The following is a 24,130-nucleotide window of genomic DNA, read 5'->3' on the forward strand; positions in this document are numbered from 1 at the left end:
GCGCGGCGAAACCTCCGACTCGTACAGGAAGGATGCGTCAAATGTCAGTAGGCCGGTTTTCGAGCCGAAATCTCGTTGTCAAGGAGGATGCTGAACCCGAAGAGGTCCGGGCATTCGCCGACCGCAATGGCTGGGACTTCGTCGGCCAGGTGGAAAGGGATCCTGAAAAGGGAACCTTCTACGAAGTTGCATGGGATGCCGGTGATGGAGGTTCGATTCACTACGTCGTGGATGAATTCGCGGACGTCGTCTACCTGGTGGTGCGAAACAGCGACCGGATCGCCGCCGAGGAGAGGGCCGACCGCATCGCCGACCAGCTTCCCGTCTGGCGACTCGACGACATGCTGGAGGAATTCGATGCCAGTGTCTATCCGGCGGGGTGGGCCAAGGCTCTGATGCGTCTGGGAGTCGGTTCCCCACTGGTCGAGAACGCCGACGTCGTCACCCGCGTGCGGGAGTCGGTCCAGCACAAGGACGCACGAGTCCGCAGGGCAGCGCTGTGGGCGATGGTGTATGCCGAATGGCCCGTCTACCGAACCCTCCTGGCACAGATGGCGGAATCGGACGAGGACCCGCGGATCGCCGCGGAGGCAGCACAGGCCGTCACGCGATTCGATGCAGCGGAAGGAACCGGACGATGACCCGCTACGCAGACATCCCCAAGCCCATCCGCTCCGGCATAGTCGTCGTCGACCCCGAACGCGGCACTCCCCAGCGCATCATCGTCCTCCAGTTCAACCCCGACACCCTGGAGCGCAGTCTCGCGCCCCAGTCCGCCGGCGGGAGCGGTGACTCCGGGGGAGGCGGCAGCGGGGGCGGGGACCGTAACGAGGCCCTCCGTCTCAAGGGGCCCGCCGAGGAGACGTGGAAGTTCACCGCAGAGATCGATGCCACCGACCAGTTCGAGGTCGCCGCCCCCGACGGGATCCACCCCGAGCTGGCCACCCTGGAGATGCTCGTCCACCCGACCACCGCCCAGCTGCGCGAGGCCGGTCGTCTCTCCCGGAAGGGGGCCATCGAGATCAGCCCGATCGAGATGCCGCTGACCCTCTTCACCTGGGGCAGCAAGCGCGTCATGCCCGTGCGGCTCACCGAACTGTCCATCAACGAGTCCGCGTTCGACGTGAACCTCAATCCGATCAGGGCGAGCCTCGGCATCGGCATGAAGGTGCTCAGCGTCAGCGACCTGCCCGCCGGGCACCGCGGGGCCGATCTGTACATGGCGCATCTCGCGCAGAAGGAGCAGCTCGCCAGGGCCGCGCGCGGCGGCGGGCTCGGCTCGCTGGGGCCGGCCGGGGGCCACACCGTCATGGGGAGGGGCTGAGGACATGGCCGGGATCGAACCGTACGAGAACGCCCTGGACGCCGTAGCCGGCGCCCACCCCTACCCCCGCTCCAGCCGGTACCACGATGCCGGGATCGGCGTGCACCGGCTGGCCGACGGGACCGAAGTCCGTTACACGAAACGGCGGTTGCTACCACCGTTGAGCGAAACGGAACAGGAGGGCGCCCCGCACACCGTCAGCAGCGGAGAGCGGCCGGACCTGCTCGCGCAGCGGTACTTCGGCGACCCGGGGCAGTGGTGGCAGATCGCCGACGCCAATCCGGTGCTGGACCCGCACGAGCTGACCGAGGAGGCGGGCCGCACCATCGCCGTCCCGCACGCCGGGGGCTTCCCGGGGACGGGAGGACGGTATGTCTGACCAGCCCGTGGGTAACGGGCCCATCCACATCACCCTGCAGACGGGACCCCGGCTGACCAGGCCCGTTCCGCCCGAGGTCACCGAGGCACTGCTGTCCGCCCAGATCACCGCCACCGCGGGTGAACGCAGCGGGTTCCAGATGGCGTTCGACCTCACCAAGCAGGGTGCGCTGTCCCGGCGGCTGCTGCCCGAGGGGTTCTTCGACCCCAAGACCCGGGTGATCCTCTCCGTGAGCGTGAAGGGCACGGCCTGGGTGCTGCTCGACGGACTGATCGTGCGCCAGGAGGTCGGCGCGAGCAATCAGCCGGGGCACTCCACCCTCACGGTGACCGGTGAGGACCTGACCCTCCTCATGGACCTGGAGGAGCGCACCGACCGGTACCCGAACCTGCGGCCCTCCGGGCGCGTCGCCCGCATCCTCGCCAAGTACGCGGACTACGGCATCGAGGCCCGTGTCTTCCAGGAGCAGATCGAGCAGCCGCCACGCGAACAGCTGAGGGTCGACTACCAGTCGGGCACCGACCTGAGTTACGTGAACGACCTGGCCCGGGCCAACGGATACACGTTCTACCTCGAGCCGGGACCCCGTCCCGGTCACTCCACCGCCGTCTGGGGCCCGGAGGCCCGCCTCGGGCAGCGGCAGCACGCGCTCAACGTGAACATGGACGTCAACTCGACCGTCGACCAGCTGACGTTCGCGTACGACGGGACGGCCAGGGAGGAACCGCAGGCCCGGGTGCAGGACCCGGCCACCCGGGACAGCCGGCTGCTGCCGCAGCCCGACATCGGGCCGCTGCGCCCCCCGCTCGGACGCCGGGCCACCCCCGCACTCAAGCGGCGCACCTTGTCCGGCACGGCCAAGAAGGAGTCGGCGCAGGCGCAGGCGGAACTGCTGGCGCGGGCCGCGCTGTCCGCCGACGCCATCTCGGGGTCCGGGTCGCTGGACGTGAACCGGCACGGGTACATCCTGCGGCCGCGCGAGCTGGTCGGGGTCCGCGGGGCCGGGGTGACCTACGACGGCGACTACTTCGTCAAGTCCGTCACCCACACCCTCAGGCCCGGCTCGTACCAGCAGAACTTCACGCTCTCGCGCGAGGGCCTCATCGCCCGGAGCGACACCGTACGACCGTGACGGCCGCGACAGCGGGAGCGGAAACGAACCAGGAGAACTTCGCATGGCTGCAGGACCGAACAACCGGTTTCTCGGCAAGTTCCGAGGGCGGGTGGTGAGCAACGACGATCCGCTGAGGACCGGGCGGGTCACGGTCAAGGTGCCGGACGTCCTGGGCGACGAGACGTCCACCTGGGCCATGCCCTGCCTGCCGTTCACGGGGCCGCAGTCGGGGCAGTACGCCGTCCCCGCCGAAGGTGCGGGCGTGTGGGTGGAGTTCGAGCAGGGAGACGTCAGCTTCCCCATCTGGACCGGCTGTTGGTACGGCGACGCCTCCGAGCTCCCGCCCGACGCGCTGACCGGGGGACCTGCCCACCAGAACGTGGTGATCCAGACCTCCGACCGGCACAAGTTCGTCATGGGTGACGTGCCGGACGGCGGCGACGGCATCCGTCTCCAGGCCGCGACCGGGGCGTACATCCAGGTGGACGAGAAGGGCGTGACGATCGGCGACGGCCAGGGCGCCTCGATCGTGCTGGCGGATGGCGAGGTCAACATCAACGACGGCCGGCTGATCGTGGCCAAGAAGCAGTGAAGCAGTGAAGCAGTGAAGCATCAGGCAGCAGGGCAGTAACAGACAACGGGGAGAGAAGACTTGTCCACCAGCTCAGGGACCATCGTCAGCGCCGCAGCGACCCTCCACTGCCCGCACGGCGGCCGGGCCTCCGCCGCGTCCGCGCACGCGGCCGTGCGCATGGACGGGCTGCCCGTGCACACCGCCTCCGACAGCTTCCTGGTGACCGGGTGCCCGCACACCGTCGACGGGGTGCCGCATCCGTGCACCACCGTCCGGTGGAGCCCGCAGCCGGACGGCGTGAGAGTCGACGGCGTACCCGTCCTGTTGCACACGAGTGCGGCGCAGTGCTTCAGCGCGGCGCTCGTGCCGCAGGGGCCGCTCCTCGTAACCGCCGCCCGCCAGGGGGCGACATGCCGATGAGGACCGTACGCAGCGACATCGCGTTCCCGTTCCGCGGCGACCGGCGCGGGCGGACGGCGCATGCCCGGTACGACGAGCATGTGCGGGACCTGGTCGAGCAGTTGCTGTTCACCAGCCCCGGTGAACGGCTGATGCGCCCCGACTTCGGCTGCGGGCTGCTGGATCTGGTGTTCACACCGAACAGCCCCGAGCTGGCTTCGGCGCTGGAGCTGTCCGTGCAGGCCTCGCTGCAGCGCTGGCTGGGTGAGCTGATCGATGTGGAAGCCCTGGACGTGGTGAGCGAGGAGAACGTGGTCCGGGTGCATCTCAGCTACGTGGTGCGCTCCACCGGGACCCGGCGTGACGACGTGTTCGAAGGGAGCGGGCCCGCATGAGCGGCACGGGCAGGGAAGTGGTCTGCCGGACGGACGGCAGGCGCGGCAAGGTACGCGCGGCGCGGCTCCACGGCGTGGACGCGGTCGACGCCGGGGACGACGGGGTGACGCTGACCGTCACCTTCCTGGGCAAGGCACCGCACGGACTGTGCGCGGAGAACATCCGCATCGACGGCGGGCGCCGCGTCACGCACATCGAGGCGGTCGAGGTGACCGTGGAGCGGGAGGAGGACCCGGAACTCGACGACCGGCTGCTCGTGACGCTCGACCGCACCGGGGACACCTCGCGCTACCGGCTGTCGGTGGTGGAGGCCGATCCGTACGGGCGGCCGGGCACGGAGCCCTACCCCGGCTTCGACCAGCGGTACTTCCGAGCGGAGTTCGAGTTCCGGCCGGACTGCCCCGCGCCCTTCGACTGCGTGGACGGCACGGCGGGCCGCGACCCCGGGCCCCGGGCCGAGCCACCCGTCATCGACTACACGGCGCGCGACTTCGACTCGGTTCGCCGGCTCATCCTGGACCGGCTCGCACTGACCACCCCCGACTGGGTGGAGCGCAACCCCGCCGACCTCGGTGTCACGCTCGTCGAACTCCTGGCGTACACGGCCGACCGGATCAGCTACCAGCAGGACGCGGTGGCGACGGAGGCGTACCTCGACACCGCCCGCAGGCGGGTGTCGGTACGCCGTCACGTACGGCTGATCGACTACCCGATGCATGACGGGTGCAATGCCAGGGCCCTGGTCACCGTCGAGGTGACGAAGCGGCTGACGCTGCTGCCCGGCACCTTCCGCTTCGCCGCCGTCGACGTCCGCACGCCGGGTCCGCGCGACCGGCCCGCGGCCGGGACCGTCGTCGAGGACCGCGAGCTGGCGGTGTGGGCCGAGCGCGGTGCGGTGGAGGTGTTCGAGCCGGTGGTGGACTCCGAGCCGGCCGAACTGCGGCCGGCGCACAACACCATCCGCTTCTGGACCTGGGGCGACGAGGTGTGCGCCCTGCCCAGGGGAGCGGTGTCCGCGACACTGAGGGACGGGTGGACCGACAGGAAACGCACGACGCGGACGCTGGCCCTGTCGCCCGGTGACCTGCTGGTGTTCGAGGAGGTGCGCGGGCGGCGTTCGGGTACGCCGGGCGACGCGGACCCCGCGCACCGGCAGGCGGTTCGGCTGACGTCGGTCACCCCGGGGGTGGACGAGCTGGCCGGCCAGCCGGTGCTGGAGGTCACCTGGGCCCGCGAGGACGCGCTCGCCTTCCCCCTGTGCCTCTCGACGCGCGGCGGCCCGGACTGCGCACCGGTGGAGGACGTCACCGTCGCCCGGGGCAACGTGGTCCTCGTCGATCACGGCAGGTCGCTGACGTTCGGCGGTGCTCTGCCGGAGACGGTGACCGTGCCTCCGGAGCCCGCCGTCCCCGGCTCCTGCGAGCCGTCCGGTTCCGGCTGCGGGGAGGCCGGCGCGGGCAACGCACCGGCCCGGCTCCTGGGCGAACGCCTGGAACAGACGCGGCGCGGACGGCTGCTCACCCCGGCGCAGGTGAGGGAGCTGTCGGAGCGGGTGGGAGACGATGAGGTGACGCGTGCCGGCATCGGCCTGGAGCTCGCGGGGCGGCGGCGCGAGAAGGTCGTACCGGGTACGGCCTACGAGCAGGCCGAGGCGCTGGCGACGCTCCTCGCGCAGGTCACCTACCCGGGCATCAGGCCCCGGTTCCGGCCGGTGCTCCAGCGCTCACCCGTCGTCCAGGCGGCGCCCTTCCCCCTGCCGGAGCACGTCTCGGCCGGGCAGGCGGACCGGCTGGCCGCCGTGCCCGGGCGGGTCCGGGAGCGACTGGTGGAGCTGTGGCGCAGCGCCCGCGACCGCGACGGGCTGGGCGAGGCGGAGATCGACGAGCTGACCGTGCTCTTCGGACTGCGGATACTGGAACACCTGGAGCTGCACCTCCACCCCGTACGCGCGCTACGGGAACTGCTGCACCGCAGCGACCGGTTGCTGGCACCGAAGCTCCGCAGGCTCCAGGTGCTCACCGCACGTGCCCGGGCGGGCGCGGTGCTCGACGCCGGCATCGCCTGGGAGATCGCGCAGACCTGGGGCCCCGGCCACGCGGCCGGACTGCATCCGGGCGAGCCGGTGCTGCGGGGTCCCGCCGCAGCCCTCGTCCAGGATCCGCGGGCCGCGCTGCCGGCGGTGAGGGCCGTGGACGGCGACGAGGAGTGGACCGCGCGGCGGGATCTGCTCGCCGCCGGTCACCGGGACCGGTATTTCGTCGGTGAGCTGGAGGACGACGGCCGTATCGCGCTGCGGTTCGGCGACGGGCGGCACGGTGCCCAACCCCGGCCCGGTGCCCGGCTGGAGCTGCACTACCGGCTCGGCGGCGGCACGGCGGGCAACGTCGGCGCGGAGGCCGTCAACCACCTGGTGCTGCACCGCGACCCGGGGGCCGAGGACGCCGGGGAGCCGCTGCCGGTCGCCGGGGTACGCAATCCGCTGCCGGCGGCCGGCGGAACGGACCCCGAACCCCTCGAACAGGTCAGGCAGCTGGCCCCGCTCGACCTGAGGCGCACCGCGCGGCGCGCGGTGACCGCCGAGGACTACGCGGCGCTGGCCTCCGCCCTGCCGGGGGTGCAGCGGGCGGCGGCGGAGATCCGCTGGACGGGGAGTGTGCAGGAGGCCCATGTCGCCGTCGACGTACTGGGGGCCGGGGACCCGGAGCCCGCGCTGCTCGACTCGGTGGCGTACGCACTGGAGCGCTACCGGCGCATCGGCCACGACCTGGTCGTCGGCCCCGCGAGCAACGTACCGCTGGACATCGCCCTGTCGGTGTGTGCGGCACCCGGCCATCAGCACGGGCAGATCCTGGCCGAGCTGTACCGGCTGCTGGGCAGCGGTCGGCTGCGCGACGGTCGGCTCGGCTTCTTCCATCCCGACGCCCTCGTCTTCGGGGAACCGGTGCGGCTCAGCCGGCTGGTGGCCACCGCGGCCGCTGTGCAGGGGGTGGAGAGCGTGAGGGTGACCCGGCTCCGCCGGCTGTTCGACGGTGGCGACGCGGACGGCACCGCCCTGGAGACGGGCGTGCTGCGGCTCGGCGCGCTGGAGGTCGCACGCTGCGACAACGACCCCGACCGCCCCGACAACGGGCGGCTGACCATCGAACTCGCCGGAGGTACCCGATGAGCGGCGCGGGCGGCTGCGGCTGCGGCTGCGGTGGACACGACGAACGCCGGGCCCCCGAGGCCCTGTACAACCCGCCGGGGCGCACCGCTCTCGACCACCGGGCCGGGGACCACGGATCGTTCCTGGCCGCCATGGTGGACCGGCTCGCCTCCCCGGCCTATCCGGCGCTGCGTGGGCTGACGGTCCGCACCCCGGACGATCCGGCGGTCGGACTGCTTGACTCCTGGGCCGTCGTCGGTGACCTGCTGACGTTCCACTCCGAGCGGATCATGGACGAGGCGTACCTGCGCACCGCGAACGAGCACCGCTCGCTGGCGCTGCTCGGGCGCCTGGTGGGGCACCGGCCGAGGCCGGGCGTCGCCGCCGGCACACATCTCGCGTACACCCTGGACAGGGACCCGCGGGGCGTGGACGTGGAGGTGGTCGTCCCGCGCGGGGCGCGCAGCAACAGCGTTCCGCTCACTTCCGAGGAGGAGTCGCAGGTCTTCGAGACGGACGCCGATCTCGCCGCCCGCGCCTCGTGGAACGAACTGCCGGTGCGCCGCCGCAGGCCCGCGCTGCTGACCGAGCGGGATCTGACCCGGCGCTCCGAGATCCAGGTGTCGGGCACCACGACCGGTCTGCACGCCGGCGACCGGCTGCTGTTCGTCCTCAGGGGACGAGGCGGTGACGGCGACCCGGGACAGCGGCTGCTGCGCACCGTGGCCCGGCTGGGTGTCGACCGGGAGGAGGACGTGACCGCGATCGGTCTCCAGCAGTCCGCCCCGCCGTCGCTCGGTGAACTGGTGGAGCTGCTGCGCGAGTGGATCACCGAGGACGAACGGGCGGTCGAGGACGGCGAACCCACGCCGGACAACCCCAATCCGCGTCCGGTCAGCAGGTTCATCGCCGATTTCGACGCACACGTGCTCGCCCCCCTGCGGGCCGGTCTGGACTCCGTCACCTCACCGGCCGCCCTCGTGGCACGGCTGACGGAGCCGCACGAGCGGCTGGCCGAGGCCCAGGCCGTCGCCCGTGAGCACGCCGATGTCGCCGCCTGGTTCGAGCAGTTGGAGGCGATGGTCGGCGAAATGATCGCCCAGGCGGCCGAGCTGGAGCCCTCCCGGCCGGCGCCCGCGACGCCGCGCGCCGCCACGCCGGCGTCCGGGGCGCTGCAGGCGCTCGGCGCGGTGCTCCCCGCGTTGCGCGGCGGGGGCGTAGGGCCCTCCCGGAGCGGGCCCGGGCCGGCGCAGGCCCGTGCGCCGCTGCCGGCTCCGGGAACCGACCTGGGCGCACGGCTGCTGGCGGCGCTCGACCCCCGGATCGCCGACGGGCTGTACCCGGCGTGGCGGCGGTCCGCCCCGACCGCACCACCGCTCCTGCACGAGGTGCAGGCGATGCGGGTGACAGCAGCCCCGTTCGGGGCGATGGCCCCCCTGAGGCCGGTGCAGGACGAGCGGGGGCGGGTGATCAGACAGGCGGACTGGCCGTTGAGCGGCTCGGCCCTGACGACGATGCGGGTGGTGTTCGACACTGCGGGCAAGGTTCCGGTGCGTGCCGAGTTCCAGCACACCGAGACGGGTTCGTCCGTCCAGCACGCGGAGAACCTGCCGTCGGAGGCGACGTTCGATCTGGGGCCCGGCCGGGTCGCGGTGATGACCCGGACCGCTCAGGACCACGATCTGAGCTGGCTGAACAGGCGCCCCGCCGACTCGCAGGAGCCGGGCGTCACCGCCCAGTTCCTCGACGGCCTGCCCGAGCGGACGCTGTTCGTGTCACGGCCCGCGGACGACGGCCGCGTCCACGTCGCCGTGCACAACGGTGAGCCGAGGAGCTGGCGCCTCGCGCCCGGTGACCACCGGCAGCTCAGGCACGAGGGCTACGAGCTGACCGTCCGTTACACGGTCGGCAGCGAACCCGCGAACGTGGTGATCGGCGTCGCCACGGTGCCGGAGCCCGCGAACCGTCACGTGATCGCCCTGGACTCCGTGCAGGACTCGGTCACCGCCGGCAGCTGGGTCGTGATCGAGCGCCCCCGCAAGGGCGCCGCGGGCCCGGACGGCATCCCGGGAGATCCGGCGCTCAGGTCCGTCACCACCAGGGTCACCTCCCTGCGCACCGCCGTGTACACCGACTTCGGCATCACCGGCCGCGGCACGGAGCTGACCCTGGCCGACCCCTGGCTCGACGAGCACGACGTGCTGCTCTCCACCATCCGTGACGCCGTCGTGCATGCGGGCGGGCAGGCGCTGCGCCTCGCCGACGAGCCGCTCGGCGAGGACGTGCACGGCAACGAACTGGAACTGGCCGAGCTGTACGACGGGCTGCGCCCGGGACGGCAGCTGATCGTCTCGGGGGAGCGCACCGACGTCCCCGCCGCGCCGGCCACCGAGCTGGTGACGATCGCGGGCGTCGAGCAGGTGCTCGACCCCCTGCTGCCCGGCGACCACGTGCACACGAGGCTCACCCTGACGACCGGCCTGGCCCACCGCTACCGGCGCTCCACCGTACGCGTACGCGGCAACGTGGTGGCGGCCAGTCACGGCGAGAGCAGGGAGGAACCGGTCGGCAGCGGGAACGCGGACCTCGCCAACCAGACGTTCGCGCTCTGGCAGGCGCCGCTGACCTGGATGCCCGCCGACAACCCGCTGGGCGCGGCCCCGGTCCTCGACATACGGGTCGACGGGCTGCTCTGGCACAGGGTGGACAGCCTCGCCGGCCGTGGCCCGCGCGAGCGGGTCTACGTCTGCGGTGCGGCGGGCGGCCGGACGACGGTGACCTTCGGCGACGGGGTGCACGGCGCCCGGCTGCCCACCGGCCACGAGAACGTCCGGGCCCGCTACCGCTTCGGCACAGGCAGGGCCGCCAACGTCCGGGCCGACCGCGTCACCCAGGCGGTCACCCGGCCGCTGGGCGTCACCGGGGTCACCAACCCCCGGCCCGCGACGGGCGGCGCGGACGCGGACGGTCCCGGCCGGACCCGGTCCGCGATCCCGCTCGCCGTGTCCGCCCTCGACCGGCTGGTGTCGGTCGCCGACTACGAGGACTTCGCCCGCTCCCGGGCCGGGATCGGGCAGGCGGCGGCGCGCGAGATCTTCGACGGCAGGCGCCGGCTGGTGCACGTCACCGTCGCAGGGGTCCAGGACATTCCGATCGCCGGGGACTCCGACGTGCTCACCGCGCTGCGCTCCTCACTCGCCCGGTACGGCGACTCCCGGCTGCCGGTACGGGTGCAGACGCGCGACCTGGTGCTGCTCCTCCTCGCCGCGAGGGTGAAGGTGGCCCGGGACCACAGCTGGCAGGCCGTCGAACCGAGACTGCGCCAGGCCCTGCTGACCCGTTTCGGCAGCTCCCGGCGTCAGCTGGGCAGCCCCGCCCACCTGTCGGACGTCCTGGCGGCGGCCCACTCCGTGCCAGGGGTCGACCACGTGGACGTGGACGTCTTCGGCGGAGTGCCGGCGTCTCTCACCCCGGACGGTCTGCCCGACCTCGCGGACGCGCTCGCCGAGCCACGGACCACGGTCCCGGCACGGCTCGCCGCCTACGACGAGGACGTGCACCGGGTGACCGCGCCGGAGGGCGAGACGCTCACCTCGGTCGCCGCCCGGTACGGCATCGCGCTCGCCGAACTCCTGCGCCTCAACCCGGACATCACCGACACCAGGCGTCTGGCGAAGGGCCGGGCGGTGTGCGTCTTCCGCGGGATCCGGCCCGCCCAGCTGGTCCTGCTGTCACCTGATGTCCCGGACACGCTGACTCTCACGGAGGTCACCGCATGAACACCCAGGAAGGGAGCGTCGCATGAGCAGGGAACCGGACGGACTCGCGGAGCTGCTCCCGCAGTGGCACCGGCTGCGGGACACGGAGGGCGGGGAGCCGCTGCGGGCACTGCTCGCGGTGATCGCCGAGCAGGTGGACCGGGTACGCGACGGAGTCGACCAGAGCTACGAGAACCTGTTCGTGGAGACGGCCGCGCCCTGGGTGCTGCCCTACCTCGGCGACCTGGTGGGCTACCGGCCGCTGCCCGGGTACGAGCGGGTCCAGGCCGCCGGGCTCGGGGACGCGGACGACGTGGACGCCCGCTCCCGGCTCGCCGAGGCACTCGCCCCCCGCCGCGACGTCGCGGCCACGGTCGCCAACCGCCGCCGCAAGGGCACCCTCGCCCTGCTGGAGGAGCTGGCCCAGGACGTCGCCGGATGGCCGGCCAGGGCCGTGGAGTTCTCCCGGCTCGTCTCCCACCAGCAGCCGGTCCGGCTGTACGGGACGGGGACGGAGGCCGCCGACCTGCGCAGACTGGGCCGCGGCAGGCTGGCCGACGTACGCGAGGGGGGCCGTCTCGACCTGGCGGGCGGGCCGTTCGACACGGCGGCGCGGTCCGTCGACGTGCGCAGAGCGGGTTCGCCACGCCGCAGGGGCGGCCACTCGCCCGCCGGGGTCGGCCTGTTCGTCTGGCGGCTGAAGCCCTGCCGGGTGAGCCGGGCACCGGCGTACTGCGTCGACCGGGCCCGCAGCCTGTACACGTTCTCGATCCTCGGCAACGACACCGCGCTGGTGACCCGGCCGGTGCCGGAACCCTCCACCACACACATCGCGACGATCGACAACGTGCCCGCGTCCATCAGCCGGCGGCAGCTCGCGGACCGGCCGGCCGACCACTACGGGCCGGGCAAGAGCTTCACCGTCTGGCGTGACGGGCAGGACGAGCCCGTGCCGCTGTCGGACATCGTCGTGGCGGACCTGTCCGGCTGGCGCTACCGCCCCAGGCTCGGTCAGGTGGCGGTCGACCCGGTGCTGGGCCGGATCGCCTTCGGGTCCCGTTCGGCGCCCCGCCGAGGGGTCTGGGTCACCTATCACCACGCCTTCGGCGACGACACGGGCGGCGGCGAGTACCCGCGCGAGCGCGTCACCCCACCCGCCGCGCGGACCTACCGGGTGGGCCCCGGCCAGGCCCACCAGAAGATCATGGGCGCGTACGAGCAGTGGCGCACCGACCGGCGGGCGGGGCACTGCGGCGCCGAGGGGATCATCGAGATCACCCACAGCGGCGCCTACCAGGAGCAGCTCGATTTCGACCTCGGCCGCGGCGACCGCCTGGAGCTGCGGGCGGCCGAGGGCTGCCGTCCGGTGATCCGGCTGCTCGACTGGTACAGCAACCGCCCCGACGCGCTCAACATCCGGGCTCAGGAAGGCACGCAGGACGACGCCGACGCTCCCAGGATCGTGCTGGACGGTCTGCTGGTCACCGGACGCGGACTCCACGTCAGCGGCCCCGTCGGCGCGGTCGTCCTACGGCACTGCACGCTGGTGCCCGGCTGGTCGTTGGAGGCGGACTGCGGTCCGCACTCGCCCGAGGAGCCGAGCCTGGTCCTGGACAGGACCACCGCCTGCGTGTCCATCGACCGCAGCATCCTCGGCACCATCGAGGTGATCGGCGAGGAGGTGAGCACCGACCCCCTGGCGATCCACATCCGCGACAGCATCCTGGACGCCACCGGCCACGGCCTGCCGGCGCTGTCCGCCCCGGACTGCCGTCACGCGCACGCCGTGCTGCACGCGCACCGCACCACGGTCATCGGTGAGGTCCACACCCACGCGGTAGGGATCGCCGAGAACAGCGTCTTCACCGGGCGGCTGAGGGTGGCCCGGCGTGGCATCGGCTGTCTGCGGTTCTCCTACGTGCCGCCCGGCTCACGCACCCCGCGGCGCCACCGCTGTCAGCCGGACCTCGTGGGCGCCGAGCGGGCCGGGGCGGTACGCCCGCTGCTGAGCAGCGAACGGTACGGCACTCCGGAGTACGGGCGGCTCGCCGACGGCGGACCGTGGCAGATCCGGCGGGGCGCCGACGACGGATCCGAGATGGGGGTCTTCCACCGGCTCCACGAACCGCAGCGCGAGGACAGCCTGCGGGCCAGGCTCGCCGAGTACACCCCGGCCGGCACGGACGCCGGGATCCTCCCCGTGACCTGACCTGACCTGACCTGACCTGACCTGACCGCGACGGGCCGCCCGCCCCGGCCCGCCCGCCCCGATCTCTTCCGAACCGACGTACTTCCGAGGGGGCCCCCTTCCCATGCACGCAGATCTCTCCCGCGACACCTTCCGGCCCGAGCGCCGCTACTCGGCGGTCCTCGCCCAGCAGGGCCGGGTCCAGCTGGACGCCGACGCCAACGAACAGGCCGCGATCCAGCTCCACCTGGCCCGGACCACCACGGCCGACCTGATCGGACAGCACGGCGGTCCGCGCGGCGCGACCGGATTCGAGGTCGGCTTCCTGGGCGGCAGCCGGGAGCTCGACGACCTCTCGCTCGGCGGCGGCCGCTACTACGTCGACGGGATCCTGCTGGACGCGACCCGCCCTGAGCCCGGCGTCCCGGCGGACGAGGACGCCGGCGACGACGCGGAGACCCCGGCGACCTGGACCTACTGGGACCAGCCGGACGGCTACCGCGACCCGGAGCGCCCCGGCGACAGGCTGCCCACCCGATTCCCGTACCTCGTCCGCCTCAAGGTGTGGGAGCGTTCGGTGACCGCGGCCGAGGACCCGTCGCTGCGTGAGGTGGCGCTCGGGCCGGCGATGCCGGACACGGCGGCCCGGGTCAGGACCGTCTGGCAGGTACTGCCGCTGCCCGGGTCCCAGCTGGAGCTGGAGGACGGGGCGACCAAGGACCAGGTCCGCGAGGCGTTCGCGCGATGGGCAGCGGCGCAGGAGCCGACCGCGCGGATGGCGGCGCGCAGCGAGCGCCCCGAACACGCGGACGAGGACCCCTGCCTGGTGGATCCCGAAGCCCGCTACCGGGGCCCGGAGAACCAGATGTACCGCGTGGAGATCCACGAGGGCGGCCCGGCGGAGGAGGCGACGTTCAAATGGTCGCGGGAGAACGGCTCCGTCACCCTCCCGGTGGACGGGATCGACGGGACCTGGGTCGAGCTGGCCTCGCTCGGCAACGACGACAAGCTCGGCCTGGACGTGGGCGACCAGGTGGAGTTCGTGGACACCGGCTACACCAGCCGGGGCGAGCCGCTGCCGCTGCTGCGGATCGAGGAGATCGACCTGCCGGGACGGCGCGTCCGGCTCTCGGACGAGCCGCACCCGTCGGTCGGGCGGAGCCCCGGACTCCACCCGTTCCTGCGGCGCTGGGACCAACGGCCCGGCTCCCGGCACCGGGGCGCCACCGGCCGTACGAAGCAGACCACGGGGAAGCCGCGGGGTGGCGCACTCCGGATCGAGGAGGGCGGCTGGCTGCCCCTGGAGGACGGTGTGTTCGTGTACTTCGAGCCCGGCAGGACGTACCGGTCCGGTGACTACTGGACCGTACCGGCCCGTACGGCGACGGGCGGCGTCGAGTGGCCGACGGACGCCGCACGCCGCCCGCTGCTGCAGTCCCCGAAGGGCATCGGCGTGCACCACGCACCGCTGGCCTGGGTGCTGGGGGAGGGATCGGTCGCGGACCTGCGCATGACGTTCGCGCCCCTGGCCACCGTCATCCCCGCGGCCGACGAGCGGGCGCTCGCCGCCGAGGCCGAGGCGGAAGCGGAGGCCGAGGCCGCGGAGACCAGCGGTTCGGAGGGCCGGAAGGCGGGGCAGGACGACGAGGGACAGCCCGAGAACTGACGCACCACCTGGGTAAAGGAGCACCACGATGGCAACGCCTCTGTCCGCCGACAAACTGCTCAAGGCCCTGCGGGACGAGGGCCTGCACGTCGTCGAGCACCGGAGCTGGCGTACGCACAACCGCAACCACAAGGGACCATGGGGTCCTGTGTACGGCGTGATGATCCATCACACCGTGACCTCGGGCACGAAGAGCTCCGTGGAGCTCTGCTACAACGGCCATTCCAGTCTGCCGGGCCCGCTGTGCCACGGGGTGATCGCCAAGGACGGCACGGTCCACCTGGTCGGCCACGGCCGTGCCAACCACGCCGGACTCGGCGACGACGACGTGCTGCGCGCGGTGATCAACGAAACGGCACTGCCCGCCGACAACGAGGCCAACACCGACGGCAACCGGTCGTTCTACGGCTTCGAGTGCGTCAACCTCGGTGACGGCAAGGACCCGTGGCCCGCTGCCCAGCTGGCGGCCATCGAGAAGGCGGCGGCCGCGATATGCCGGGCGCACGGCTGGAACCAGCGCTCGGTGATCGGCCACAAGGAGTGGCAGCCGGGGAAGATCGACCCGCGCGGGTTCACGATGGACTCGATGCGCGGCAGGGTGAAGACCCGGCTCGGAGACGGGCCGGACGGTCCGTCGAAGCCGCCCGCCCCCAAACCCCCGGCGAAGTACGAGCCGTTCCCGGGAGCGGCCTACTTCCGGGCCGGGCGGCGCAGTGCCGTCATCACCGCGATGGGAAGGAGACTCGTGTCCGAGGGCTGCGGACGGTACGAGGTCGGCCCGGGCCCCGACTGGTCGGAGGCCGACCGCAAGTCCTACGCCGCCTGGCAGCGCAAGCTGGGCTACTCGGGGAGCGGCGCTGACGGCATCCCGGGCAAGGCCAGCTGGGACAAGCTCAAGGTGCCCAACGTCTGAGCGCGGTCACACCGGCGCGGCGGTCCTCCCCCCGACGGGGAAGGAGGACCGCCGCGCCCGTACCTCCGTCACCCCCGGCGCACCCGTCCCACGATCCTTCTGCCGAGGCGCCCGATGGAGCGGGACGGCCGGTTCCAGGCGCGGAACGCGTCGAGGGTGCGACTGCTTCCCCCGTGCTCCACGGCCTGCTCCACCGCGGCGAGACCCTCGGGGGACAGGGCGCGCACCACGGGGCGCAGCACATCCTCCAGCAGGGCGGTCCGGGTCCGGGTCCAGTCCTCGCCCGCGTGCGGGTGGGCGTTCCACACGGTGAAGCAGTCCGCCACGTACGCGGGGTCCGCGCGCAGCAGCGCCAGGACCTCGTCGCGGCGGCCCGACCTGCCGTAGGCCGCGATCAGTCCCTCGTCCTCGCTGTGGACGAACGCGTACAGCTCCTCCTCGGGCCGGCCGGGAGCGAGCAGCCGCCCGGCCAGAGCCCCGATAGCGTGCTCCAGGGCCAGGAGAGGCGCCTCGGCCGGTCCGGCTCGTCCGCGCAGCGTCCGGACGCGGTCCGTCCAGCCGGGTTCCCCGGTCCCCGAGCGCATGTCCCGCGCGAAGTCCAGCAGCATCAGGCAGGCGCGCGTCCGGTCGTCGAGCTCCTGCGGGAAGCCGCGCAGCAGGTCGTGGGCGAGCTCGGGGGCGTCTTCGTCACCGGCGGGCGCGGCGAGCGCGGCGCCGACCAGGTGCGTCCAGGTGCCGGCCGTCCGGTGGGCGTCCGACGTGGTCTCGCCCAGCAGTGACCGGGCCTCACCCGCCGTGGGGGTGTCCTCACCCCATACGAGGCCGACAGCGGTCCGCAGCACGAGCGGCTCGGCGAACGGGGACATGCCCGCCGCGCGCAGCACCGTGTGCAGGACCCCCACCCGGTCCGCGCCCCGCGCCTTCGCACCGGGTGCCTCGGCACACATCCGCAGATGCGGCAGCACCTGCGTCCCGGTGAACGGCAGAGTCACCCGGATCAGCAGCCGCTCCGTGTCCGCGGGGTGGTCCGGGGCGAGCCGGTCCAGCTCACCCAGGAGCGCCGTACGTACGTCGAACTGCTCGTCCAGCAGGTCCGCCAGCGCGCGGCACGCGCCCGCCTCGGGGTCCTGCAGCAGCGCGCGGGCCAGTCGGCCCACGACGTCGGGAAGCGGCTCGGCGCGGTCGACGCCGAGCAGCCGGGCGATCCGCAGCAGCTGCACCGTCCGGGCGACACCCCGGGGCACCCCGGCGGTGAGCTCGGCCAGCAGCTCGTCAGCGAGCTCCTCGACCAGCGCGGCGAGCGCGCGCTCTCCCTCGGGCTCCTCGAACGCCGAACGCGTGGGCGGCTCCAGGCTCACGTCGCCACCCCGTACCGCCTCCCTCACCAGCAGTGCGGCCAGCGGTGCGGTCACGGACGCGGGGCAGCGGCCGTCGAGCGCCGTCAGCAGCCGGAGCGCCGCGGCGCACTCCGCGGCCGTACGGTCGTCGGCGGGCGCCGTCAGCGCGTCGGTCAGCTGCCGGGTGCGCTTCTCGTCCAGCGCGTAGGGACGCTCGGCGGCCCAGTCGGCCGCCGCGGCCCGCTCACCGGACCCGAGCGCGATGCCGGCGCCGAGCGCCGTGACCGCGAGCGGCCCAGCGGCGAACGGTTCGCCCGGCAGATCCGCCGCCTCCGGGAAGAGCTGGGGGGACCGACTGCGCCAGATCCGGGCGGCGGTTCCCGCCCAGGCGTCGTCCACGGTCCCGGACGGGCGCGGACCTGACGCGGCGTGCACGCGGAAGCGGGGGTCGCGGGCGTCGGGCGCGTCCTCGGGAAGGACACCGATGACCTGGTGCGCGCCGCGTCCGGGATGCCGGGTGTACGTGGTGAAGGTCAGCCGCTCGGCATGCTCCGGAGGCAGCACGGCGGTGGCCAGGGCGACCCAGCGGGCCACATCCGCGCTCTGCCGCTCCACGAGCACGACCGGGGGCGCGGACGGGTCCTCGCTCGCGCGGCGCAGGTCGCTGAGAACCGCCGCGAGCCACGGACCGCGGGACACCGCGAAGTCACCGAGGCCCTCCCGGGTGAGCCCGTGCGAGGGGCCGTGCGCGGTGGACATCGAGGTCAGGGGATCGTGCGGCAGGCGGTCCGGTGTCGCGGAGAGCCAGCCCGCGGCCCCCCACGCGGCGACCGGGAGCACCCGGCCGGGTATCGGTGTCCCGGGCGGGAGGTGCACGGCGTGGGCGTGGAATCCGCCCGCGCCCGTGGCCACCGTACGGCTGAGGAGGTGGCTGCCGTCGGAGAGCGCGGCATAGCCGAACGCCACGGGAAGCGCGCGGAGTTGGGCGTCGGAGAGCCGCTCAGGAGTGCCTGCCGGTGCCTCGTACGCCAGAAGCGGTGCGGCCTCGGCACGCACCGGCCCGGGTATCACCGGGTCGACGGCGGTGAACCGGCCGCCGGTCTCCCCGTCGCCGGCCGCTGCGGAGGTGTAGTGCAACTGCGGGAGGCTCATGCGTAGGCCCTCATCGTCCCTGCCACGTGCGTCCCCGTCACACGCACCGGCCGCCGCTCGCCGCCCTGTCGGTGCGGCCCGGCCCGGCGGAGCGACGACCCCGGCGGGGAGCTTTCCGCAGTCGTGCGGGCGACGCTATCAAGCCCTGACTGTCCGTTGGGCCGCACGCCGCACGAGGTGGCTCCAGGTTGGCCGTACGACCGAGGTGACGTTTTCCGCGGGAGTGGTGGAGTACGAGGACCCGGGTGGCGCCGCCGGCTGGCGGAGATGCTGCCCAGGGGCGAACTCGTGGAGATCGCCGACAGCTTCACCCTCATCCCCGAGGACCAGCCCCAGCGGCTGTGCGAGGCCGTCAGGGCGTTCGTACCGCGGTCCTGAACGCGGCCGGGCCGGGTGCGGGAGAGGCGCGCACGCGTCTCCCGCTCCCGGCCCGGCCGCCCCGGGGCCTCAGCCCGCCACGGCCCCGGGGCGGCCGCGCATGCCGAACGCTGCCAGCAGGGCGCCGGCGGCGCACAGGACCGCGGTGACGATCACGGCGGAGTGCACACCGTTCATGAACGCGTTTCCGCTGCCCTCGATCACCGCTGCCTTCAGCTGCGCCGGCATGTCGGCCGACACGGGCGAGACACCCATGGCCACCGCGTCCTTGGCCTCCCCGAAGCCGGCCGCCGCGCCGGCCGGGACACCGGCGGAGGTCAGCTCACCGGTGAGGGTGGAGCCCACCTTGCCGCTGATCAGGGAGACCAGGACCGACGTGCCGAGCGCACCGCCGATCTGCAGCGAGGTGGCCTGCAGGCCGCCCGCCACGCCGCCGTCCTTCCGCGGCGCGTTGCCGACGATGGCGTCGGAGGACGCCGACATCACCATGCCGACGCCCAGACCGATGGCGAGGAACGGCGGCCACATCGCGGAGAACGCGGAACCGGCGTCCCAGGTCAGCATCCACAGGGAGGCCGCCGCCTGGAGGACCATGCCGACCGGCATGGTCAGCCGCGGGCCGAAGCGCTGGGTCAGGGCGGCGCCGAGCGGCGCCGCGACCACCGTGGCCAGGCTGAACGGCAGGGTGCGGACACCGGCTTCGACCGGGGTGAAGCCACGCACGTTCTGCAGGTACAGCATCACGAAGAAGATGACACCGAGCATCACGAAGAAGTTGATCGCGGTGACGATCGTGCCGATGGTCAGCGAACGGTTGCGGAAGAGGCGCATCGGCAGCAGCGGGTGCTCCTGGCGCGTCTCGTACCAGCAGAAGACGGCCAGCACGGCCAGGCCCGCGGCGATCGATCCCAGGGTTCCGCCCGAGGCCCAGCCCCAGGTCTCCCCCTTGACGACGCCGAAGATCAGGGCGACCAGGCCGACGGAGAGCAGGAGCACGCCGGGCACGTCGAAGCGGTGGTTCCCGGTGGAGTCCTTGCTCTTCGGGAGGACGAACAGGCTGAAGACCAGCGCGAAGACGCCGATGGGGGCGTTGATGTAGAACACCGACTCCCAGTTGACGTGTTCGATGAGCAGACCGCCGACGATCGGGCCGAGTGCGGTGGAGCAGGACGCCACCATGGCCCAGAGGCCCACGGCCATGCCGAACTTCTGGGGCGGGAACACCGCGCGCAGGAGGCCGAGGGTGTTGGGGATCAGCAGTGCACCGAAGAGGCCCTGGACGGCACGGAAGGCGATGACGCCCTCGATGGAACCGGAGAGGGCGATCGCGACCGAGGCCAGGGTGAAGCCGACGGTGCCGACCATGTAGACGGTGTGCCGGCCGAGGCGGTCACCGAGCTTGCCGCCGAGGATCAGCAGGGCCGCCATGGCGATCAGATAGGCGTTGGTGACCCACTGCAGGTCGGCGGTGGACGCGTCCAGGTCCCGGCCGATCTCCGGGTTGGCGATCGCGACGACCGAACCGTCGAGGTTGACCATGAACAGGCCGATGGCCACGGCGATCAGCGTCAGCCAGGGATTGGCACGCCTGCTCCTCGGCACGTCGGGTGGACTGCTGTGGGGCAGGGAGGAGGTGTCCACGGTGGTGGAGGACATGCGGAAGCCTTGTCTGTGAAACGTGGGGTGAAGAGGTGCCTCGGCCGCGGGGACGGCGGCGAGGGCTCGGGCACGGGGCGGAATCCCGCCGTCGCCGCACACCGAGCACCGGTCCTGCCGGTCGCGGCCGTAACCGGTGCCGGGGTCAGCCGATGGGGGAGTGCAGGTGCCCGTTCAGTGACGTCAAGGCGCCCAGGGCCGCACCGAGGGCGTCGAGCTCTCCCTCGGTGAGCGTCCGCAGGGCGCGTGCCAGGTGTGCTTCCTTGATCGTCCGCGCCTCGGCGAGCCGCTCCCGGGCCGTGGCCGTCGGGTGCAGATGGGCGATCCGCCTGTCGGCCGTGTCCTGCCTGCGCTCGAGCAGCCCTCGGTCGGTGAGCTGGGAGACGAGGGCGCTGACGTTGTTCGGCTTCATCAGCAGGGCCTCGGCCGCCTCGCGGACGGTGATGCCCTCGCGCTCCTCGACGAGGAACAGCAGGGCCATCTGCCCGTCGGGGAGCCGGGGGTGCGGGAACTCGTGCGCGACCTTCCGCTCCAGACCCCGGTGCAGCGCAGGCAGGGACGCCACGAGCGCGGAGACTACGCGGTCGAGGTCCTGGTCGGGCGCGGTGGGATCGGGCACCTCCCCAGCATAGGTACCGATAAATAGCTATGTCAACATACCTAAAGATGGTGTGAAGTCGAGGGGTGTCACGGGTGGTATATGTGCCCCAGGAGAGCCCCGAGGCGCCGCGAAGGCGGTCGAGAGAAGGACCGATGGACAAGCCGACGCACTTGATCGAGTTCGAGACCATGCTGCTCGGCCGGCATCTGCTGAGCGCCCCCCGGTCGAGGCGCGGCGGCGGACACCTCGACCGCAGCGCGTACACCCTGCTGAGCCGGATCCGTATGGAGGGGCCGATGTCCATCGGCCAGCTCAGCGATGCCTTCGGCCTCGACGCGTCCACCCTGAACAGGCAGACCGCCGCCATGCTGCGGGCGGGCCTCGCCGAACGGATCCCGGATCCCGACGGGGGCATCGCGCGCAAGTTCCGCATCACACGTGCGGGCGAACTCAGCCTCGACGCGGAACGTGCGCGGAACATCGGCGGCCTCGAGCGGGTCATGGCCGACTGGTCGCCCGACGAGGTCGCCGTCTTCGCCACGTACCTCAAGCGCCTCAACAGCGACATCGAGAACCTCGACGGACGTCCCTGGCCCCGGCCCTGAGGCATGGCACGCGGGCACCGCCCCGGTGCCTCGGTCCGAGCGCGGCCGAAGTGCGGGCCGGGCGAGGCCTGAAGAGGATCTACGGCGCCGCTTAAGAAATCCTCGATGGACCTGAAGGCCGGTGTGCGGCACATTTCTCGGTGGCGGCAGAGAGCGCGGTGACAGGCCCCATGCCCTGTCCCGTCCGCCGTGTCCCCGCCATCCCGGGCCGCAGGCCGACTTCGGCATGCGCCGGCCCGGGTCGTTCGCACGTACCAGGTACAGGGAGCCGCAGCCGTGAAGGCACTCGTCAAGCACAAGGCCGAGCCGGGACTGTGGCTGATGGACGTACCGGAGCCGGAGACCGGCCCCGGAGACGTGCTGATCAAGGTCCTGCGCACCGGGATCTGCGGCACCGACCTGCACATCCGCGACTACGACGGCTGGGCTCAGCAGGCGGTGCGCACGCCGCTCGTCCTGGGCCACGAGTTCGTCGGCGAGGTCGCCGGGATCGGCGCGGACGTCGTCGACATCAAGATCGGCGACCGGGTCAGCGGCGAGGGCCACCTCGTCTGCGGGAAGTGCCGCAACTGTCTCGCGGGGCGCCGGCACCTGTGCCGCTCCACCCTCGGACTCGGTGTCGGCCGGGACGGGGCGTTCGCCGAGTACCTGGCGCTGCCCGCGTCGAACGTCTGGGTCCACCGGGACAAGGTCGACCTCGACATCGCCGCGATCTTCGACCCGTTCGGCAACGCCGTGCACACCGCGCTGTCCTTCCCGCTGGTCGGCGAGGACGTGCTGATCACCGGTGCGGGCCCGATCGGCATCATGGCGGCCGCCGTCGCCCGCCACGCGGGAGCCCGCAACGTCGTCATCACCGACGTGAGTGAGGCCCGGCTCGAGCTGGCCAGGAAGGTCGGGGTGGACCTCGCCCTGAACGTCGGCGGCGCGACCATCGCCGACGGCCAGCGCCGGCTCGGGCTGCGCGAGGGCTTCGACATCGGCCTGGAGATGTCCGGACGCCCCGAGGCCATGCAGGACATGATCGCGAACATGACGCACGGCGGCCGCATCGCGATGCTCGGCCTGCCGTCCGCCGGATTCCCCGTCGACTGGTCCCGGATCGTCACCTCCATGCTCACGATCAAGGGCATCTACGGCCGCGAGATGTACGAGACCTGGTACGCCATGTCCGTACTCCTGGAGGGCGGGCTCGACCTCGCCCCGGTGATCACCGGCCGGTACGGCTACCGCGACTTCGAGGCCGCGTTCGACGACGCCGCGAGCGGTCTCGGCGGCAAGGTCCTGCTCGACTGGGCCGCCTGAAGCTCCTCGTACGCACCCGTATCCACCTGGGAGACACCCTTCATGTTCGATTCCGTACGCGACGACCTGCGCACCACCCTCGACGAGATCCGCGACGCCGGACTCCAGAAGCCCGAGCGGGTCATCGGCACCCCGCAGTCCGCGACCGTCACCGTCACCTCCGGCAGCCGCGCGGGTGAGGTGCTCAACTTCTGCGCCAACAACTACCTGGGCCTCGCCGACCACCCCGAGGTCGTCGCCGCCGCCCACGAGGCGCTGGACCGCTGGGGCTACGGGCTGGCGTCCGTCCGCTTCATCTGCGGCACCCAGGAGGTCCACAAGGAGCTGGAGCAGCGCCTGTCGTCCTTCCTCGGGCAGGAGGACACGATCCTCTACTCCTCCTGCTTCGACGCCAACGGCGGAGTCTTCGAGACCCTTCTCGGTCCCGAGGACGCGGTGATCTCCGACGCCCTCAACCACGCCTCCATCATCGACGGCATCCGCCTCTCCAAGGCGAAGCGCTACCGCTACGCCAACCGCGACATGGCCGACCTGGAGCAGCAGCTCAAGGAGGCCTCCGGGGCCCGCCGCCGGCTCGTCGTCACCGACGGCGTCTTCTCCATGGACGGCTACGTCGCCCCGCTGGCCGAGATCTGCGACCTCGCCGACCGCTACGGCGCCATGGTGATGGTCGACGACTCGCACGCCGTCGGATTCGTGGGAGCGGGCGGCCGGGGCACCCCCGAGCTCCACGGGGTCATGGACCGCGTCGACATCATCACCGGCACGCTCGGCAAAGCACTGGGCGGTGCGTCCGGCGGTTACGTGGCCGCGCGCGCGGAGATCGTCGCGCTGCTGCGCCAGCGCTCGCGCCCGTACCTCTTCTCCAACTCGCTCGCTCCGGTCATCGCCGCCGCCTCCCTCAAGGTCATCGACCTGCTGGAGTCCGCGGGCGACCTGCGTGAGCAGCTCAACTCCAACACCGCGCTCTTCCGCTCCCGGATGACGGAGGAAGGCTTCGACATCCTGCCCGGTGACCACGCCATCGCCCCCGTGATGATCGGGGACGCGGCGGAGGCGGGCCGGATGGCGGAGCTGCTCCTGGAGCGCGGGGTGTACGTGATCGGGTTCTCCTACCCGGTCGTCCCGCAGGGGGCCGCGCGCATCCGCGTCCAGCTCTCGGCGGCGCACTCCACCGACGACGTCAACCGCGCCGTGGACGCGTTCGTCGACGCGCGCGCCGCGCTGGAGGCATAGGCGC

Annotated in this window: 18 protein-coding genes; 15 read left to right on the forward strand and 3 right to left on the reverse strand. The window is 72.6% G+C overall.

Going from position 1 to position 24,130, the window contains the following annotated elements:
* The first annotated feature begins 41 nt into the window (after nucleotides 1-41).
* From OO67_RS13670 to OO67_RS13725, 12 genes are all read left to right on the forward strand, one after another.
* On the forward strand, nucleotides 42-641 hold the full coding sequence (locus tag OO67_RS13670; RefSeq protein WP_157841668.1) for a HEAT repeat domain-containing protein: 600 nt from the start codon (nucleotides 42-44) through the stop codon (nucleotides 639-641).
* Nucleotides 638-1,324 (forward strand): hypothetical protein, encoded by a 687-nt coding sequence (locus OO67_RS13675; protein ID WP_033300133.1) that lies wholly within the window; start codon nucleotides 638-640, stop codon nucleotides 1,322-1,324. The genes OO67_RS13670 and OO67_RS13675 overlap by 4 nt, the downstream gene beginning before the upstream one ends.
* Nucleotides 1,325-1,328: 4 nt before the next feature.
* A complete protein-coding gene (locus OO67_RS13680; protein ID WP_033300135.1) occupies nucleotides 1,329-1,703 on the forward strand; it encodes a LysM peptidoglycan-binding domain-containing protein in 375 nt (124 codons plus the stop codon).
* Nucleotides 1,696-2,835, forward strand: coding sequence for a hypothetical protein (locus OO67_RS13685; RefSeq protein WP_033300137.1), 1,140 nt, complete (start codon nucleotides 1,696-1,698; stop codon nucleotides 2,833-2,835). Before OO67_RS13680 ends, OO67_RS13685 begins: the two co-directional genes overlap by 8 nt.
* Before the next feature lie 43 nt (nucleotides 2,836-2,878).
* Nucleotides 2,879-3,409, forward strand: coding sequence for a phage baseplate assembly protein V (locus OO67_RS13690; protein ID WP_033300138.1), 531 nt, complete (start codon nucleotides 2,879-2,881; stop codon nucleotides 3,407-3,409).
* 60 nt (nucleotides 3,410-3,469) lie between these two features.
* On the forward strand, nucleotides 3,470-3,811 hold the full coding sequence (locus tag OO67_RS13695) for a hypothetical protein (RefSeq protein WP_033300139.1): 342 nt from the start codon (nucleotides 3,470-3,472) through the stop codon (nucleotides 3,809-3,811).
* On the forward strand, nucleotides 3,802-4,185 hold the full coding sequence (locus tag OO67_RS13700) for a GPW/gp25 family protein (RefSeq protein ID WP_033300141.1): 384 nt from the start codon (nucleotides 3,802-3,804) through the stop codon (nucleotides 4,183-4,185). The genes OO67_RS13695 and OO67_RS13700 overlap by 10 nt, the downstream gene beginning before the upstream one ends.
* The gene (locus tag OO67_RS13705) at nucleotides 4,182-7,352 is read left to right on the forward strand and encodes a putative baseplate assembly protein (protein WP_033300142.1); all 3,171 of its coding nucleotides are present in this window, start codon (nucleotides 4,182-4,184) and stop codon (nucleotides 7,350-7,352) included. The genes OO67_RS13700 and OO67_RS13705 overlap by 4 nt, the downstream gene beginning before the upstream one ends.
* Nucleotides 7,349-11,110, forward strand: a complete 3,762-nt coding sequence (locus tag OO67_RS13710; RefSeq protein ID WP_033300143.1) for a putative baseplate assembly protein — start codon at nucleotides 7,349-7,351, stop codon at nucleotides 11,108-11,110. Before OO67_RS13705 ends, OO67_RS13710 begins: the two co-directional genes overlap by 4 nt.
* Before the next feature lie 22 nt (nucleotides 11,111-11,132).
* Nucleotides 11,133-13,298, forward strand: coding sequence for a hypothetical protein (locus OO67_RS13715; protein ID WP_033300145.1), 2,166 nt, complete (start codon nucleotides 11,133-11,135; stop codon nucleotides 13,296-13,298).
* Between the two features lie 103 nt (nucleotides 13,299-13,401).
* A complete protein-coding gene (locus OO67_RS13720) occupies nucleotides 13,402-14,943 on the forward strand; it encodes a DUF6519 domain-containing protein (RefSeq protein ID WP_033300146.1) in 1,542 nt (513 codons plus the stop codon).
* Between the two features lie 28 nt (nucleotides 14,944-14,971).
* Nucleotides 14,972-15,856, forward strand: a complete 885-nt coding sequence (locus OO67_RS13725; RefSeq protein ID WP_033300147.1) for a peptidoglycan-binding protein — start codon at nucleotides 14,972-14,974, stop codon at nucleotides 15,854-15,856.
* Between the two features lie 68 nt (nucleotides 15,857-15,924).
* Here OO67_RS13725 and OO67_RS13730 read toward each other — a convergent pair whose 3' ends face one another.
* The 3 genes from OO67_RS13730 to OO67_RS13740 all read right to left on the reverse strand — a co-directional run bounded on the left by OO67_RS13730 (nucleotide 15,925) and on the right by OO67_RS13740 (nucleotide 20,998).
* Nucleotides 15,925-18,345, reverse strand: a complete 2,421-nt coding sequence (locus OO67_RS13730; protein WP_033300149.1) for a GTPase-associated protein 1-related protein — start codon at nucleotides 18,343-18,345, stop codon at nucleotides 15,925-15,927.
* Between the two features lie 447 nt (nucleotides 18,346-18,792).
* Nucleotides 18,793-20,379 carry an MFS transporter gene (locus OO67_RS13735; protein WP_033300150.1) on the reverse strand — a complete coding sequence of 529 codons (1,587 nt, stop codon included), beginning with the start codon at nucleotides 20,377-20,379 and terminating at the stop codon, nucleotides 18,793-18,795.
* Nucleotides 20,380-20,524: 145 nt separating this feature from the next.
* Entirely contained in the window at nucleotides 20,525-20,998 is a 474-nt protein-coding gene (locus OO67_RS13740) for a MarR family winged helix-turn-helix transcriptional regulator (RefSeq protein WP_033300151.1), read from the reverse strand.
* Nucleotides 20,999-21,132: 134 nt separating this feature from the next.
* On the opposite strand from OO67_RS13740, the gene OO67_RS13745 reads away from it, so the two are divergent.
* The 3 genes from OO67_RS13745 to OO67_RS13755 all read left to right on the forward strand — a co-directional run bounded on the left by OO67_RS13745 (nucleotide 21,133) and on the right by OO67_RS13755 (nucleotide 24,126).
* Complete coding sequence (locus OO67_RS13745; RefSeq protein ID WP_033300153.1) at nucleotides 21,133-21,585, forward strand: MarR family winged helix-turn-helix transcriptional regulator; 453 nt, start codon at nucleotides 21,133-21,135, stop codon at nucleotides 21,583-21,585.
* A gap of 276 nt (nucleotides 21,586-21,861) precedes the next feature.
* Nucleotides 21,862-22,890, forward strand: coding sequence for an L-threonine 3-dehydrogenase (gene tdh, locus OO67_RS13750; RefSeq protein ID WP_033300155.1), 1,029 nt, complete (start codon nucleotides 21,862-21,864; stop codon nucleotides 22,888-22,890).
* 42 nt (nucleotides 22,891-22,932) lie between these two features.
* Nucleotides 22,933-24,126, forward strand: a complete 1,194-nt coding sequence (locus OO67_RS13755; RefSeq protein ID WP_033300157.1) for a glycine C-acetyltransferase — start codon at nucleotides 22,933-22,935, stop codon at nucleotides 24,124-24,126.
* Nucleotides 24,127-24,130: the final 4 nt, after the last annotated feature.

Source organism: Streptomyces atroolivaceus, assembly GCF_000717025.1.
In the GTDB taxonomy this organism is placed as follows: Bacteria; Actinomycetota; Actinomycetes; order Streptomycetales; family Streptomycetaceae; genus Streptomyces; species Streptomyces atroolivaceus.